The organism is Sulfitobacter sp. SK025, from assembly GCF_003352105.1.
Lineage (GTDB): Bacteria > Pseudomonadota > Alphaproteobacteria > Rhodobacterales > Rhodobacteraceae > Sulfitobacter > Sulfitobacter pontiacus.
Window position 1 is genome coordinate 2,188,036 of sequence record NZ_CP025808.1, and the last position, 15,774, is coordinate 2,203,809.

The 15,774-nt window shown below is 60.7% G+C and carries 18 protein-coding genes and 1 tRNA gene; 9 read left to right on the top strand and 10 right to left on the bottom strand.

What is annotated here, in order from left to right:
* The first annotated feature begins 175 nt into the window (after positions 1 to 175).
* From rpmF to C1J04_RS10680, 7 genes are all read left to right on the top strand, one after another.
* Positions 176 to 382: a 50S ribosomal protein L32 gene (gene rpmF, locus C1J04_RS10650; RefSeq protein WP_005853791.1), complete on the top strand. Its 207-nt coding sequence runs from the start codon at positions 176 to 178 to the stop codon at positions 380 to 382.
* Positions 383 to 424: 42 nt separating this feature from the next.
* Entirely contained in the window at positions 425 to 1,501 is a 1,077-nt protein-coding gene (plsX, locus tag C1J04_RS10655; protein WP_037953718.1) for a phosphate acyltransferase PlsX, read from the top strand.
* The gene (locus C1J04_RS10660; RefSeq protein WP_009824753.1) at positions 1,498 to 2,469 is read left to right on the top strand and encodes a beta-ketoacyl-ACP synthase III; all 972 of its coding nucleotides are present in this window, start codon (positions 1,498 to 1,500) and stop codon (positions 2,467 to 2,469) included. The genes plsX and C1J04_RS10660 overlap by 4 nt, the downstream gene beginning before the upstream one ends.
* Positions 2,470 to 2,566: 97 nt before the next feature.
* Positions 2,567 to 2,869 (top strand): integration host factor subunit alpha, encoded by a 303-nt coding sequence (gene ihfA / locus C1J04_RS10665; protein ID WP_005853794.1) that lies wholly within the window; start codon positions 2,567 to 2,569, stop codon positions 2,867 to 2,869.
* A gap of 4 nt (positions 2,870 to 2,873) precedes the next feature.
* Positions 2,874 to 3,899 (top strand): MerR family transcriptional regulator, encoded by a 1,026-nt coding sequence (locus tag C1J04_RS10670; RefSeq protein ID WP_009824754.1) that lies wholly within the window; start codon positions 2,874 to 2,876, stop codon positions 3,897 to 3,899.
* 69 nt (positions 3,900 to 3,968) lie between these two features.
* Positions 3,969 to 4,045, top strand: a tRNA-Pro gene (locus C1J04_RS10675).
* 64 nt (positions 4,046 to 4,109) lie between these two features.
* On the top strand, positions 4,110 to 5,189 hold the full coding sequence (locus tag C1J04_RS10680; protein WP_009824755.1) for a 2'-deoxycytidine 5'-triphosphate deaminase: 1,080 nt from the start codon (positions 4,110 to 4,112) through the stop codon (positions 5,187 to 5,189).
* Positions 5,190 to 5,214: 25 nt separating this feature from the next.
* On the opposite strand, the gene C1J04_RS10685 is transcribed toward C1J04_RS10680, so the two are convergent.
* The 7 genes from C1J04_RS10685 to C1J04_RS10715 form a co-directional block, all read right to left on the bottom strand.
* A complete protein-coding gene (locus C1J04_RS10685) occupies positions 5,215 to 5,457 on the bottom strand; it encodes a hypothetical protein (protein WP_037953720.1) in 243 nt (80 codons plus the stop codon).
* Between the two features lie 83 nt (positions 5,458 to 5,540).
* Positions 5,541 to 6,194, bottom strand: a complete 654-nt coding sequence (scpB, locus tag C1J04_RS10690) for an SMC-Scp complex subunit ScpB (protein WP_009824757.1) — start codon at positions 6,192 to 6,194, stop codon at positions 5,541 to 5,543.
* A gap of 1 nt (position 6,195) precedes the next feature.
* Positions 6,196 to 6,981 (bottom strand): segregation and condensation protein A, encoded by a 786-nt coding sequence (locus C1J04_RS10695; RefSeq protein WP_005853799.1) that lies wholly within the window; start codon positions 6,979 to 6,981, stop codon positions 6,196 to 6,198.
* Positions 6,974 to 7,978 (bottom strand): beta-N-acetylhexosaminidase, encoded by a 1,005-nt coding sequence (gene nagZ, locus C1J04_RS10700; RefSeq protein WP_114865357.1) that lies wholly within the window; start codon positions 7,976 to 7,978, stop codon positions 6,974 to 6,976. Before nagZ ends, C1J04_RS10695 begins: the two co-directional genes overlap by 8 nt.
* Positions 7,978 to 8,895: an SPOR domain-containing protein gene (locus C1J04_RS10705; RefSeq protein ID WP_254693835.1), complete on the bottom strand. Its 918-nt coding sequence runs from the start codon at positions 8,893 to 8,895 to the stop codon at positions 7,978 to 7,980. Before C1J04_RS10705 ends, nagZ begins: the two co-directional genes overlap by 1 nt.
* Positions 8,896 to 9,057: 162 nt before the next feature.
* The gene (gene argS, locus C1J04_RS10710; RefSeq protein ID WP_009824760.1) at positions 9,058 to 10,800 is read right to left on the bottom strand and encodes an arginine--tRNA ligase; all 1,743 of its coding nucleotides are present in this window, start codon (positions 10,798 to 10,800) and stop codon (positions 9,058 to 9,060) included.
* A 63-nt stretch (positions 10,801 to 10,863) separates the two neighbouring features.
* Positions 10,864 to 12,006, bottom strand: coding sequence for a deoxyguanosinetriphosphate triphosphohydrolase (locus C1J04_RS10715; RefSeq protein ID WP_005853804.1), 1,143 nt, complete (start codon positions 12,004 to 12,006; stop codon positions 10,864 to 10,866).
* Between the two features lie 84 nt (positions 12,007 to 12,090).
* On the opposite strand from C1J04_RS10715, the gene C1J04_RS10720 reads away from it, so the two are divergent.
* The gene (locus C1J04_RS10720; protein WP_009824761.1) at positions 12,091 to 12,414 is read left to right on the top strand and encodes a HesB/IscA family protein; all 324 of its coding nucleotides are present in this window, start codon (positions 12,091 to 12,093) and stop codon (positions 12,412 to 12,414) included.
* A 70-nt stretch (positions 12,415 to 12,484) separates the two neighbouring features.
* Here C1J04_RS10720 and C1J04_RS10725 read toward each other — a convergent pair whose 3' ends face one another.
* The gene (locus C1J04_RS10725; RefSeq protein WP_009824762.1) at positions 12,485 to 13,576 is read right to left on the bottom strand and encodes a DUF6902 family protein; all 1,092 of its coding nucleotides are present in this window, start codon (positions 13,574 to 13,576) and stop codon (positions 12,485 to 12,487) included.
* A 56-nt stretch (positions 13,577 to 13,632) separates the two neighbouring features.
* Positions 13,633 to 13,863 carry a DUF6749 family protein gene (locus C1J04_RS10730; protein WP_037953722.1) on the bottom strand — a complete coding sequence of 77 codons (231 nt, stop codon included), beginning with the start codon at positions 13,861 to 13,863 and terminating at the stop codon, positions 13,633 to 13,635.
* Between the two features lie 349 nt (positions 13,864 to 14,212).
* Between C1J04_RS10730 and xth the strand changes: the two genes are divergently transcribed.
* On the top strand, positions 14,213 to 14,995 hold the full coding sequence (gene xth / locus C1J04_RS10735) for an exodeoxyribonuclease III (RefSeq protein ID WP_037953724.1): 783 nt from the start codon (positions 14,213 to 14,215) through the stop codon (positions 14,993 to 14,995).
* A 26-nt stretch (positions 14,996 to 15,021) separates the two neighbouring features.
* Here the strand turns inward: xth and C1J04_RS10740 are convergent, their stop codons facing one another.
* Positions 15,022 to 15,606, bottom strand: a complete 585-nt coding sequence (locus C1J04_RS10740; RefSeq protein WP_005853809.1) for an HNH endonuclease — start codon at positions 15,604 to 15,606, stop codon at positions 15,022 to 15,024.
* Between the last annotated feature and the right edge of the window lie 168 nt (positions 15,607 to 15,774).

A 15,774-nucleotide genomic window follows, 5' to 3' on the forward strand; every position in this document is an offset into this window, starting at 1 on the left:
AAAGGGTTGCTTCGGCGGTTTTTCGCAGTATTTTGCGCCCTTCACCCCAATTAAGGTTGGACATCGGATAGGCTTCGGCCTAAACGCACGTCACGCCCAAACCGGGAGTTGATCTGAAACACGGTCGTCTTTGGCAGGAAGCCGATGAACGACCCCGAAGGCAAAGGCACCAGACATGGCTGTCCAACAGAATAAAGTTTCCAAATCGCGTCGCAACAACCGCCGCGCACACGATTCGCTGACTGCAGCGAACCCGAACGAATGCTCCAACTGTGGTGAGCTGAAGCGCCCGCACCACGTTTGCGCAGCATGCGGTCACTATGACGACAACGAAGTTGTTTCTCTGAACGAAGAGATCGACCTCGACGAAGACGCGGCGTAAGCTCGTCACGTCAACCGCAGTTCATAAGAGGCATCGCACCAGATGACGGCCACGTCCGATCAGCCTAGCGCGAGAACTCAGCGCACCCTTATCTCAGTTGATGCGATGGGGGGCGATCAGGGCCCGGCAATCGTTGTTGCCGGGTGCTCTGCGTCCGCGCTAAAGAATCCCGATATCAGCTTTATCCTGCACGGCCCTGCCGAAACGCTGGAACCGCTGGTGGCAAAGCGGCCCGAACTGAAAGGGCGCTGCACCATTCGGGATGCCCAAGGGGTTGTCACAATGGATGACAAGCCCAGTAACGTCGTGCGCAATGGCAAGGGCACATCGATGTGGTCCGCCATCGAATCCGTGCGCGACAACGAAGCCTCGGTCGCGGTCAGCTGCGGGAACACCGGCGCGCTGATGGCGCTGTCGATGATCCGCCTGAAAAAGCTGCCGGGTGTGAACCGCCCTGCCATCGCTGTGCTCTATCCCTCTACCAACCCTCAGGGCTTCAACGTTCTGCTGGATGTGGGTGCGGATGTGCGTGCGGATGCCGATGACCTGCTGCGCTATGCGCTGATGGGCAAATCCTACGCCCGCAACGGTATGGACATCGAACGCCCGCGCATCGGGTTGCTGAACGTCGGCACCGAAGAACACAAAGGCCGGACCGAGCTGAAAGAAGCCCACGAGTTGATTCGCGACGCCGCGGATGACGCGGGTTTTGAATTCGTCGGTTTCGTCGAAGGCGGCGATATCTCGGGGGATGTCGCAGATGTGATCGTCACCGATGGATTTACAGGTAATATTGCGATCAAGACCGGTGAAGGCACCGCGACGCTGATCGGCAATGGCCTGCGCCAAGCGTTCAAGAATTCGATCTGGTCCCGCGCGGCATCGCTGTTGGCCTATACCTCGCTGCGCCGCGTCAGCAAACGGTTTGACCCGCGCCGTGTGAACGGCGGTGTGTTTTTGGGGTTGAACGGCACGGTCGTTAAATCCCACGGTGCCGCTGACGCGACGGGGGTTTCCTCGGCGATCAAACTGGCCGCGCGATTAGCGGAAAGTGAATTTACAAATCGGTTGGCTGCGCGTGTTGCTGCAGCAAAGCCGACGAAAGAGACCGAAGAATGACAAAAAGAGCCGTCGTAATTGGTGCCGGACACTACCTTCCGGAACGCATTGTCGAAAACGCAGAGTTTGAAGGCAAGATCGACACCAGTGACGAATGGATCCGGTCACGCTCTGGCATTGAACGGCGTCACTTTGTCGGCGAAGGCGAAACCACGTCGACCATGGCCACCGCTGCCGCCAAGGCCGCATTGGCCGACGCGGGCAAGACAGCCGCCGATGTGGATGCGGTGATTGTCGCCACCTCTACCCCCGATCTGACTTTCCCCTCTGCCGCAACGATGGTGCAGGCCCAGCTTGAGATGGAGCGCGGCTTTGCCTTTGATGTACAGGCTGTGTGCGCGGGCTTTGTCTATGCGCTGGCCAATGCCAATGCGCTGATCGTCTCGGGTCAGGCTGACCGCGTGCTGGTCATCGGCTCCGAGACATTCTCGAAAATCATGGACTGGACCGACCGGAGCACCAGCGTGTTGTTCGGTGACGGTGCCGGCGCGATCCTGCTTGAAGCGCAAGACGGCGCCGGCACCGCAGCCGACCGCGGTATCCTCTCCACCGATCTGAATTCGGACGGGCGCTACAAAGACTTGCTGTATGTCGACGGTGGCATCAGCACGGGCACGACCGGCTATCTGCGCATGCAGGGGAATCAGGTCTTCCGTCACGCGGTTGAAAAGCTCGCCGCGTCGGCAAACACCGCGATGGACCGTGCCGGCGTCAGCGCCGAGGACGTCGACTGGATCGTCCCGCATCAAGCGAATATCCGTATTATTCAAGGCACTGCCAAAAAGCTGAACCTGTCGATGGATAACGTCGTCGTGACGGTTCAAGACCACGGCAACACCTCTGCCGCGTCGATTCCGCTGGCCCTTTCCGTCGGGCAAGAGCGCGGCCAGATCAAGAAAGGCGACCTGCTGGTCACCGAGGCGATCGGCGGCGGGCTGGCCTGGGGCGCGATCGTTCTGCGCTGGTAAGCGGCTTTTCTTCGCGCGAACAGCACGTTACGCCCCATAGTTGTTGACTTGCGGAAAAATCACAGCCTATGCTGCTTAAAACACATGGGGGGAAGATATGGCCGACAAAACGTTGACCCGGATGGATTTGAGCGAAGCAGTCTTTCGTGAAGTAGGTCTTTCCCGCAATGAAAGCGCACAGCTGGTCGAAGCGGTGCTTGAACATATGTCCGACGCGCTGGTCAAAGGCGAACAGGTCAAGATTTCATCTTTCGGCACTTTCTCGGTGCGCGACAAGTCGGCCCGCGTTGGCCGGAACCCCAAAACCGGCGAAGAGGTCCCGATTAACCCGCGCCGCGTGCTCACATTCCGCCCGTCCCATCTGATGAAGGACCGGGTTGCAGACGGGAACAAGCGATAACCTAATGCCCAAGTCTCCGGACGCATTCAGAACCATCTCAGAAGTTGCAGAATGGCTTGAAATTCAGGCGCATGTCCTGCGTTTCTGGGAAAGCAAGTTCACGCAAGTCAAACCGATCAAACGCGCAGGCGGGCGGCGATATTATCGCCCCAACGATATGCTGCTGCTTGGCGGTATCAAACGCTTGCTGCATGAAGACGGGCTGACGATCAAAGGCGTCCAGAAGGTATTGCGCGAAGAAGGCATGGGCCATGTCGCGGCCCTGTCAGCGCCTCTTGACGGGGTCACGCAGGATGATCTGGATGCCGGTGGCGACACTATCGACATGACCCCCGCGCCGATGCAAGAAGACGCAGAACAGACCCACGAGGGTGTTGTTCTCCCATTCGAGCAACGCGCGAGCAAAGCGGCCAAGCCAGCCCCTGTCGAAGCGCCCGAAACACCAGCCGAAGCCGCTTCCGCGCCCGAGGTGTCGGCAGAGGATACCCCCCCCCTGCCTGCCGACGAACCGACCCTCGACGCGACAGAGGTAGAGCCGGAGCCGGAGGAGACAACCGTCGCCCCCGCCGATACCTCTGCGGAGGACGGTGCCACCCTGCCCGGCTTCCTGCGCCACCCGATGACCGACGCACCGGTGCCGCCAAGCGATAACACGCCGGACGACGCCCCTGCCGCTGCGCAAACTCGCGCCCCGGATCAGGACGCGCCGACCATCGACAGCGCGCCAGAGGCAGCGCCGGAAGGCAGCACCGCCGAAACGCGGGACATCGAAGCGCAGGACGTCGAAGCGCCAGAGATCAACGAGGCACCGGAAGACCCTGTTGTAGCAGGTCCCAAGCCGCGTGTGATCGATCTGCCGCCTCTGACGGCAGAAGAAGACTTCCCCGCCAAACCCTCTGTGCTTTCTGCTGCATTGCTGTGCCGCGATCTGCCCGAGGATTCGGCCCGCGATATCGCGCCTTTGCTTAACCGTCTGGGCGAACTGCGTGATTCCATTCGGGCCGATGTGGTCCGCGGCACAAAAGTCTAAGCCGCGCGTGCGATTTGCGACAATTCCCCCTTGCACGCACGGTTTTATCAGGTATGAAACGCCTCATGTCGGGCTATGGCGCAGCCTGGTAGCGCGTCCGTCTGGGGGACGGAAGGTCGCAGGTTCGAGTCCTGCTAGCCCGACCAACCGACATACAACAAACGCCCGTACCCTAATGGGTGCGGGTGTTTGCATTTGAAAGGCCCGGATATGATCGGCGTAGTTCCCAACCAGCATATCACCGACATGATCGCTTCGGGTCAGATCATCGGCACACCGCCTGTCGACAGCGCCCAGATCCAGCCTGCGAGCCTAGATCTTCGTCTCGGAACAGTGGCTTACCGCGTGCGTGCGTCTTTTCTTGCCGGGCATGGGGCCAAGGTCGCCGACCGTCTGGAAGAGTTCGAGATGCACCGCGTCGACCTGACGAATGGGGCGGTGCTGGAAAAGGGCTGCGTCTACGTTGTCCCGCTGATGGAAAGCCTCGCCCTGCCCCAAGGCACCTCTGCGGCGGCCAATGCCAAAAGCTCCACCGGGCGGCTGGACCTGCTCACGCGCACCATCACCGACGGCGGGACCGAGTTTGATCGCATCGCGCCGGGCTACACCGGCCCGCTTTATGCAGAGATTTGTCCGCGCTCTTTTTCGGTGCTCGTGCGTCCGGGCATGCGGCTGAACCAGATCCGTTTTTCCACCGGAGCCGCCACGCTTGACGATGCAGCGCTGCGCGCATTGCACGCCGACAGCCCGCTGGTGGATGGCGAGGCCGTGATCGATGATGGTCTGGGATTCTCGGTCGATCTTCGCCTGCCTGACACCACGCTGGTCGGCTACCGCGCCAAGCCGCATACGGGTGTGATCGATCTGGACAAGATCGGCCATTATGACCCTTCGCAATACTGGGAAGAGGTCCACAGCGACAACGGTCAGATCATCCTCGACCCCGGTGCGTTCTACATTCTGGTCAGCCGCGAAGCCGTGACCATCCCGCCAGAATACGCCGCAGAGATGGCCCCCTATCTGGCGATGGTGGGCGAATTCCGGGTGCATTACGCGGGTTTCTTTGACCCCGGTTTCGGCCATGCCTCTGCAGGGGGTGCGGGATCACGGGGCGTACTTGAAGTGCGCTGCCACGAGGCCCCTTTTGTGCTGGAGCATGGTCAGGTTGTCGGACGGTTGGTCTATGAGAAAATGACCGACGTACCGACCCAACTGTACGGGTCGGGCATCGCGTCGAACTATCAGGGTCAGGGTCTCAAGCTCAGCAAGCATTTCAGCGCGCCGCGCTAAGCTTCGCAGCGCCTGATCACGCGGGTTAGAAACGCGTCAGCTTGCGCATATTCTTGACCATATTGCGCGCCTGTTTGCCCTGCTCTCGGCTGCTTCTGTCACGACGGGCCATTTCCTCGGCGCTTGGTTGGACAGGATTGCCGTCACGGTCCACTGACGCCCGACGCCCCTTGCCCAACTTTGATGCCTGATCAAAGCCGATATCAACGCCTTTGTTGATCAAACGCCCCATCACGCGACGCATAATCATATTAATTATCTGGTTCATGTCCTGACCTCTTTACCGCGCGTTAAACTGTGTCTGAGGCCAATATAACACCTATTGCGGCGATTTTCAGGCCACCTGCGGGATTAATCCTCGAACAGCTCGCTCTGGCCCTCGGTCGCTTCTGGGTCTTCCTCGCTGTCGACACCGGGCATCTCGCCAAAGGCGGGGCGGCTTTCCAGCAATCCGGCAGAGCGGAGCTCTTTCAACCCCGGCAGGTCGCGGGGGCTTTCCAGACCGAAGTGGGCCAGAAATTCCTGTGTCACGACAAAGGTCACCGGACGACCGGGGGTCATCTTGCGGCGGCCAAAGCGAATCCAGTCCAGCTCAAGCAGCTGATCCAGCGTGCCGCGCGATACGGATACGCCGCGGATCTCTTCGATCTCGGCGCGGGTGGCGGGCTGGTGGTAGGCAATGATCGCCAAGGTCTCGATCGCGGCGCGCGACAGTTTGCGCGTCTCGACCGTTTCGTGTTGCATGAGATACCCCAGATCCGCCGCCGTGCGCATGGCGTAGGCATCCCCGATGCGGCACAGCTCGACTCCGCGGCCGGTGTAGCGCTTGCGCAGATGCACCATCGCTTCGGCAGGGTCACAGCCATGCGGCAGACGCGCCGCGATCTCGCGCAGGGTCATCGGCTCTGCGGTGGCGAAAAGGATCGCTTCGATCATGCGCTCCTGTTCGGCCAACGGCGGGGCCTCGAACAGGCTTTCCTCTGTTTGTTCAACGGGTTCGGCCACGTCAGATATCCTTCTTGCGCAACTGGATCGGGGCAAACACGCCCTCTTGGCGAATTTCCAGATGCCCTTCCTTTACCAATTCAAGCGATGCCGCAAACGTCGATGCCGTGGCCGAGCGGCGCATTGCCGGTTCTTCGCCCCATCCGTCGGGCATGTAACTGGTCAGGTCAGACCAGTCACCAGAAAAGCCAATCAAGCCGCGCATGCGTTCCAGCGCCTGCTCCATCGTAAAGACCTTGTCACGGTCCATCACGAAGGGGCGGAAATCGTCGCGGGTGCGGATACGCGCGTAGCCCTGCATCAGGTCCAGCAAGGTCGCGGTATAGGTCACGCGGCGGGTCTGGCGCATTTCCTGGGTCTGGCCGCGGGCAAAGAAGTCGCGCCCCAATTGGTCACGGGCCATCAGCTGGGCCGCCACGTCGCGCATCGCTTGCAGACGTTCCAGCTGGAACGCCAGATGCGCGGCCAGTTCCTCGCCCGAGGGGCCATCGTCCTGCGGATCAGGCGGCAGCAGCAGGCGGGATTTCAAAAACGCGAGCCACGCAGCCATGACCAGATAATCCGCCGCAAGCTCAAGCCGCAGCGCCTTGGCCTTGTCTACGAACATCAGATATTGGCGTGCCAGCTGCAGCACCGAGATTTTGCGCAGGTCGACCTTCTGGGTGCGGCTAAGGGTCAGCAACAGGTCTAACGGGCCCTCGAACCCGTCGACATCCACGATCAGAGCCTCGGCCGCGAGCCGTTCAGCAACTTTCGTTTGCCCGTCTTCCAACTGCGTTTCAGCCATATACCGTCCCGCCCAAAAGCCTGTCGAGCTTTGCAGTCAGGGCAGGAATGTCAACATCATCAGCCGTCCGGCGCGTGGCAAGCGCACGCACGGCCCGTGTTTGCGCGGCCTCGGACATCTCTCCGGCAGCATCGGCAACGCGGGTGCGATCCTCAAGTGTGGCGTTGCAGTACAACACCACGTCACAGCCTGCGGCCAAGGCACCGGCGGCGATGGCATCCACCTCGCCCGCCAGTGCTTTCATCGAAATGTCATCCGTCATGATCAGGTTATCAAAGCCGATATCCTCGCGGATCAGCTGCATCATCACCGGCGACAGCGTGGCAGGGCGCGGATCAATCGCGTCATAGACCAGATGCGCCGTCATCCCCATCGGCAGGTCGTTCAACGCCTTGAACGGGGCGAAATCATGGGTGTCCAACGCGGCACGCGGCGCATCAACCTGCGGCAAGTCAAAATGACTATCCATCGTGGCGCGCCCATGTCCGGGCATATGTTTGACCACAGGCAAGACGCCCCCCGCCAGCATGCCGTCAGCCGCCGCACGGCCCAAAGTCGCCACGGCATCGGGCGTCGTGCCGTAACAGCGGTTGCGCAGGAATGCGTGGGTTTGCGCCCCGGCGACATCGACCATCGGCGCGCAATTGCTGTCTATACCCACGCGGTGCAGCTCGTCCGCGATCAGTCGAAAGCGTAGATACATTGCCTCTGCCGCGTTGGGGCCGGCTGCCTGCACGAAGTCCAGCGGTGCCGTCCAGTCGCGCCAATGTGGAGCGCGCAAACGCTGCACCCGCCCGCCTTCTTGATCCACGGTGATAACAGCCTCGTGCCCCGCCGCCTCGCGCAGCTCGTCACACAGCGCGCGGACCTGATCCGGCGTGTCGATATTGCGCGCAAAGAGAATGAACCCAAAGGGCTTTACGGCGCGAAACAACGCCTTTTCCTGCGCCGTCAGCCGAAGCCCCGACGCGTCCAGTATCGTCGCCCCGTATCGCATCAGCGTGTAACGACGGGAATGCAGTCGGTGTTTTCAGCAACCAGCGCCGAACAGAAGCGTCGCGCATCCGCGATGTCCGAGAACCCATGCGCGCGCAAACGGTAGAAGGTACGCCCGCCGCTGCTGGCCTCTTGGATGATGCGGTCCTTGCCTTCCATATAGGCCCCGAAACGCGCGTTCAGACGGACCCATTGCGCCCGTGCGATCTGCGGTGAATCAAATGCGCCAAGCTGCACCAGACGCGTCCCGGTGGGCAGGCTGTCGGGCGAAAGCTCTTTCACTTCGGCGGCGGCGACCGGTGCGGGTTCAAACGACGCTTTGGTCGCCACGGCACGGCCGCCGGGGCGCGTTTGAGGACGCAAGGAGGCGCGCACGCCCGGCTCTTCGCCCATGGCAACGGCCACCGCGTTCGACACCGCCATCTCAAGCGGATCGACATCCATCGTGGCACTTGCGTTCATCGGCTCTGGCAGGGCGGTGCCGTCTTCTTCGTCTTCCAGTGGTTCCACCCCATTGGTGAGAGAGGCGACAAGATCGTCCACATCGCCGTTTTTCAAAGCCTCTGCCACGTCAGCCGCAGGCGAAGATTGCGTTGGTGCCTGTTGCGCAGGTGCAACCATCGCGACGGGAATGGGCTGGTCTTCTTCTTCCAGATCCAGTGGCTTCGGGGCCAAAATCAGCTGTTCCGCGAATTGGTTCGCCGTCCCTTCAGAGGCCACAGCATTGACCGACAGACCCTGATTGTCCGCCAGTTGGCCGCCCGGATTTTCGGGCCGCACGCGCATATCGCCCTGGGCCGCACGCACCACCGGAATGCCGGTAACATCGCGCACCAGCAGCTTGTAGCCCCAGACCCCGATGCCGACGATCAAGGTGATGGAAAGCGCCGCGCCTGCGAAATTTGCAAACTTGGTCAAGGGCTTAGCCGCAACTTGCGGTGCCAACCCTGCGTCATGTTCAAAGGAGTACCCCCCACCCTGGGAGGAGGACGTGTAATCTGCCATTTCTGCCTCACTGCCCGCGTCAGATATCACCCGCGCGGGTCTGTTTTTTGAACCTGCCTGACCAGCAATGGTGCGTTATCGCATCTCTTCCGCTGGCTTGACCCCAAGAATACCAAGACCTGACGCAATTACAATCGCTGCGGCTTGGGCCAGCGCGATTTTTGACTGGGACAGGGCCGCATCATCCTGCAGGAAACGCAGTTCAGGCACGTCGTTGCCGCGGTTCCACAGCCCGTGGAAATCGCCCGCCAGCTCGTAGAGATAAAAGGCGATCCGGTGCGGTTCGTTGCTGCGCGCCGCGGTCTCTACCATCCGGGGCCATTCGGCCAGCTTTTGCGCCAGTTTCAGCTCTGCTTCGTGGTCAAGCTGGCTCAGGTCGGCACGCTGCAAGGTTTCCATATCCGTGTCGACACCCGCCTCTGCCGCCTTGCGCAGGACAGAATGCACACGCGCATGGGCATATTGCACGTAGAACACCGGATTCTCGCGCGACTGTTCCAGCACCTTGGCAAAGTCAAAGTCCAGCATCGCGTCATTCTTGCGGGTCAGCATGACAAAACGCGTCACATCAGGGCCCACCTGATCAACCACATCGCGCAGGGTGACGAATGTCCCTGCCCGTTTGGACATCTTGAATTCCTTGCCGTTCTTGAACAGCTTGACCAGCTGCGTCAGCTTGATATCGAGCGGCACCGCCCCCTCGGACAGCGCCGAAACAGCGGCTTTCATCCGTTTGACATAGCCGCCGTGATCCGCGCCAAAGACGTCGATCAGCATGTCAAAGCCACGCTGCACCTTGTCGTAGTGATACGCGATATCGGGCGCGAAATAGGTCCAGCCGCCGTCGGACTTCATCACCGGACGGTCAACGTCATCGCCATGGGCGGTGGATTTGAACAGGGTCTGCTCGCGCGGCTCCCAGTCCTCGGGCTTCTTGCCTTTTGGCGGCTCAAGCACGCCCTCATAGATCAGCCCCTTGGCTTTCAAGTCATCAATCGCGGATTCGATCCGGCCCGTGCCATAAAGCGACTTTTCGGAATAAAATACATCCATCTCCACCCCGAGAGAGGCGAGATCATCGCGGATCAGTTTCATCATCTCGTCGGTGGCAAAGTTGCGCACATCTTCAAGCCAGACGGATTCATCGGCGTCGATATAGGCGTCGCCCACCTTGTCTTTCAGCGCGGCCCCCACATCGATCAGATAGTCGCCGGGGTATGTGCCTTCGGGAAAGGCGACCTCTTGGCCGTGCGCCTCCAGATAGCGCAGATAGACAGAGCGCGCCAGAACATCGACCTGCGCGCCGCCGTCGTTAATGTAATATTCACGCGTGACATCGAAGCCCGCGAAATCCAGCAAGGACGCCAGCGCATCGCCAAAGACCGCACCGCGGGTGTGCCCCACATGCAGCGGCCCCGTCGGGTTGGCCGAGACATATTCGACGTTGACCCGCTTGCCCTGCCCCAGATCGCCCCGGCCAAAGTCTGTGCCCTGCCCCAGAACGGCACCGACAACGCCCTGCCAGACCGCAGCACTCAGCCGCAGGTTCAAGAACCCCGGGCCCGCCACATCCGCCGCAGTGATCCGTGGATCCTCACCCAGCTTTTCCGCCAGTTTCTCGGCGATATCGCGCGGTTTCATACGGGCCGGTTTCGCCAGCACCATCGCGGCATTGGTCGCCATATCCCCATGCGCCGCATCGCGCGGCGGCTCTACGGTGATGGCGTCAAAGCTCAGCCCCTCGGGCAGAAACCCGTCGGCAACCAGCGTATCAAGGGTGGACAGCACGAGGCTGCGGATATCGGCAAATAGGTTCATAACGGGGTTCCTTCGACTTGGCCCCGTGTATCACCTGAATATGCGCCCATAATCAAGGGCGGTTCAGCCTTTAACGATCAACCGCTCATGTTCCTGCAAGGCAAAGCGATCTGTCATCCCCGAGATATAGTCGCTGACGATCCGCGCAAGCGCCGTATCGCCGTCCGCGTCCTCTACATCCTTGCGCCATTGCTTGGGCAATTGGTCCGTATGCGCGCAGAAATAGGGGAACAGATCCTCGACCACCTGCGTCACCTGCTTGCGCATGATCACCACGGATGGCGCGCGATACATGCGGTCGAACAGAAAGGCGCGGATGACCTTGAGATCCTGGAAAACCGGATCGGAGAACTGGATCAACGTGCGCCCGGCCATGCGAATATCGGTGGCGGTTTCGGGCTTCATCTCGGCCAGACGGTGCCGCGCGACGCTGATCACGTCCTCCACCAGCACCCCAAAGAAACGCCGCAGTGCCTCGTGACGGCGGCGATAGTAGTTCAGCCCGGGATACAGCCTGTCCACTTCGGCGAAATTCTGCTTCAGGATCGGCAGTTCGGCCAGCTCGTCCGTCGAGAATAGCTCGGCCCGCAGACCGTCATGCAGGTCGTGGTGGTTATAGGCCACATCATCGGCAATCGCCGCCACCTGCGCCTCGGCACTGGCGAATGTCTCCAGCTCAAGATCATGCTGACGCTCATAGGCCGCAAGCGCCCACGGCAGCTCTCCCGTCACCGGCCCGTTATGTTTGGCCAACCCCTCCAGCGTGTCCCAAGTCAGGTTCAGCCCGTCGAAATCCGCGTAGTGCCGCTCCAGATGGGTGACGATGCGGATGGCTTGGGCGTTGTGGTCAAACCCGCCATAGGGGGCCATCAAGGCTTCCAGCGCGTCCTCGCCCGTGTGACCAAAGGGCGGATGCCCCAGATCATGGGCCAGGGCGACCGCCTCTGTCAGCTCGGCATTCAGACCCAAGGCACCGGCGATCGTGCGTGCCACCTGCGCCACCTCGATCGAATGGGTCAGCCGCGTGCGATAGTAATCGCCCTCATGTTCGATAAAGACCTGCGTCTTGTGCTTGAGCCGCCGGAAGGCGCTGGCGTGGATGATCCGGTCACGGTCCCGCTGAAAGCAGGAACGAAAGGTGCTTTCCTCTTCCGGTATCAACCGTCCCCGGGTCAATGCCGGATCAGAGGCAAAAGAAGCGCGCATAGTCGGTGGTCCTTGTGGCCTGTCCTGTGGGTTTCTATATTGTAAGACAACACAGATGGAAACCGATCACACCGGAGCCCGAAAATGAACCTGCCCCCCCAAGTTACCCCGCGCGCCTTTGACCGCCTTGCCGAAATCGGTGCCGCCGCAGAGGGCAAAGCCCTGCGCGTCGCAGTAGAGGGCGGCGGCTGCTCCGGCTTTCAGTACGACATCGCGCTGGATGATCCCAAAGACGATGACCTGATCCTTGAAGGGGCCGGCCAGAAAGTTGTGGTCGACAGCATCTCCCTGCCCTTTCTTGCCAATGCCGTCATCGACTTCTCGGAAGAGCTGATCGGCGCACGGTTCGTGATCGAAAACCCCAATGCCACCAGCGCCTGTGGCTGCGGCACGTCTTTCTCGATGTAACAGACACCCGCTTCATTTTGCCAAAGTAAACTCCCGCCGGAGGCTGGCCTCATGCCCGCATGAGGCCATTCTAGTGCCGTCGCTGCACCATAGAAGCCACTGCCGGGATCGGTGCCCGTGCAAACCGCGCGAAAAACGCCTCAAATTGCGGGCAAGACGCCTCTGCCCCGGTCAGTATCTCTTGCGCCTCTGGGGCTAGCGCCCTCATGACCCGTCCACGCATAAGCGCCCATTGCGCTTGCCGCGTCTCTCCCATTTCAAAAAGCGCCGCCGATAGCGCCTGCAGCGCTCCGTTAGGCGGGGTATACCGGATGGCCACTGCCCCTGGTGGCACCGGTTGGCAAAATGCCGCCCCTCCGGACATATGCGCGGCCCAGCCGGTCACCAGATAGGCGTGATACCCGTCCAACGCCCCGCCACCTTGCTGCGGTACGATCCGGCAGGCACGCGCAGCGGACTGAACCGCATCCTCCCACAGTGTGGGTGCTGCAGCACCTGAAAACCGCAGCGCGGCGCATAGCTCTGCCAGCAAATCCATATCCTGATCCAGATAGGCGAGAATACCGGCAAAAGTCAGGCTCTCCACCGCTGTCGCCGGCAGTTCGGGGTCGCTTTGACCATACTCCGACAGGTAGAAAACAATATGCGCCAGCTCGTAAGACGCTTTCTTGTTGGGCAGCGCAAAGGTTTCGGATCGCGTGAAAAACCGGCGCAAGCGTGACTGCAGCGCGTCATCGCGCGGCACGGACATCCGACGCGCCAGCAGGCGCTGCGCTTCGGCGCGTTGCAGGTCGGACAGCTCCCCGTCAACCAACTTCATACGCGCGACCCACTGCACCAACCGCTCGCCCACCTCACCGGGCATACCAAGGTCTTCAAGGTCCAGCGCGAGGGACAGGAAAAATCGGTAGTACTGCGGGAAGAAGCGGATCGTCTCTTCGATACGGTCATAGAAGGACGCATAGGGCACCAGAGCGTCTGGCCGGACAGGCATGTGCGCGCTTGCCAGAATCCCTAGCCATTCCGCGTTTTCCTTCAACCAGAACACATCCCCCGCACGGCGTCGCTGTACCGCAAACATACGGCTGATCGCGGCGGTATCGGCGTGTTTGCGACCGCTATTGCGCGCACGTACGGATGAAAGCGGTATAACATTCGACATAGGCCCCCCTTTGGCAAGAAACCCCTGCGCCGGTTCCAGCGCAGGGTGTGTCTGGATTAGCAGCCGGTGGTAAACAAACCGGTAAACTCCCCAGTCGCCATGCCGCCTGCCTGCGGTCCCGACTGGGATCCTGTGGTGAACAGCCCGGTGCCGTGGCCGCAATGGGGGTCTTGCCCTGCACGGATACAGCCGGTGGTATAAAGCCCTGTCCCCGCCCCCTGATGGAGCGATGCCGCCCCGGCGTGAACATTCGGGAAAGCAGTTTCGACGTAAGCAATAGCGGTCATGAGTTTTCCTTTTTGACGTGATTTTGAAATCGGCAACTAAACCTCAAGCTGCACTCCCTTCATCAATCACCACCTCAGGGATTTGACCTAGGCGACAAAAAGATTGCATTTTAACGATGTAAATCATCCACATGCGCTGCGTCTTTGATCCGGTTGAAACCACGCGGCGATGCCGTGTTCTCCACAATAGCGACAATCTTAACGGAACGCTGGCAAAGCGCCCCGCGGCGGCGCAGGTACCGCCGGCCCACTTTCGAATCGCGGGCGAAACCTGCCCAAACCGGTGCAGCCCCCTTGCCCCATATTGCGGTATGCGCGATAGCTGCGGGGACCAATGCAGGGGGCCGCCATGAAAATCGCCACGTTTAACATCAACGGCATCAAAGCCCGGATCGACGCCCTGCCTCAATGGCTCGACGACGCGCAGCCCGATGTCGCCATTCTGCAAGAGATCAAATCCGTCGACGAAGGCTTCCCGCGCGAGCTGTTCGAGGATCGCGGCTATAACGTCGAGACCCACGGGCAGAAATCCTTTAACGGCGTCGCGATCCTGTCAAAGCTCCCGCTTGAGGATGTGACCCGTGGCCTGCCCGGGGACGACAGCGACGAACAGGCGCGCTATATCGAGGCAACGGTCGTGGGTGATCATTCATCGGTTCGGCTTTGTGGGTTGTATCTGCCCAACGGCAACCCCGCGCCGGGCCCGAAGTACGATTACAAACTGGCGTGGATGCAGCGTCTTGAAGACCGTGCGCGCGCACTCTTGGCCGAGGAAACACCGTTTCTGCTGACGGGCGACTTCAACATCATTCCCCAGGCCGAAGACGCGGCAACGCCGGATGCCTGGCGGGAAGATGCGTTGTTTCGCCCTGAATCCCGCGCCGCCTGGCGACGTCTGCTGGCCCTTGGCCTGACGGAGGCGTTCCGCGCACGGACCCAAGGGCCGGGGCATTACAGCTTTTGGGATTATCAGGCAGGCGCGTGGAACCGCAACAACGGCATCCGTATCGACCATTTCCTGCTGAGCCCTGCCATCGCCGACAGCCTGCGCGACTGCCAGATCGACAAGGATGTACGCGGACGCGAGAAACCCTCCGATCACGTGCCCGTCTGGGTGGAGCTTGACCTCTAACGCGGACGCACACCCGCGGCCCTAGATCACGCCTGAAGCTCGGCGTCCCAATAAAGAAAATCCATCCAGCTATCATGCAGGTAGTTGGGCGGGAATTTCCGGCCCATATTGCGCAGATCCTCGGCTTGCGGCTGACGCGGTGGTTTGCGCAGCTGGAATCCGGTCTGGTGCAGCGCCTTGGACCCTTTTTTCAGATTGCACGGGCTACACGCCGCAACAACGTTCTGCCAGCTTGTGATACCGCCCGCCGCACGGGGCACCACGTGGTCAAAGGTCAGATCCCCCCGTGCACCGCAGTACTGGCAGCAGAATTCGTCCCTCAGAAATAAATTAAAGCGCGTGAAGGCCACGCGCTTTTGAGGTTTGACATAATCTTTGAGAACGACCACCGACGGGATGCGAATTTGCATCGACGGGCTGTGAACATAGTCGTCATATTCAGCGACGATATCCACCCGATCCAGCCATTTGGCCTTCACCGCTTCCTGCCAGGGCCACAGCGACAACGGATAGTAGGACAAGGGCCTGTAATCCGCGTTCAGCACAAGGGCCGGTTTGTTTTTCAGCCCTGCCGGGCTTCGGGTGAATTCAGTTCTAAAGTCGCCGTCCATTGTTCGATAGCCCCTTGCCGTTCCGCGTCCGGTCCAGCGGGACAGCCCCGCTGATGCTTTCGACTATATCTCGTGGTTTGCGTCTGACAAGTCGCAAACGGATACAAGATGTCGCAGAATGCGTAAGCTGATTACGTAACAGGCATGTGACGGAAACAGCCAATCCGG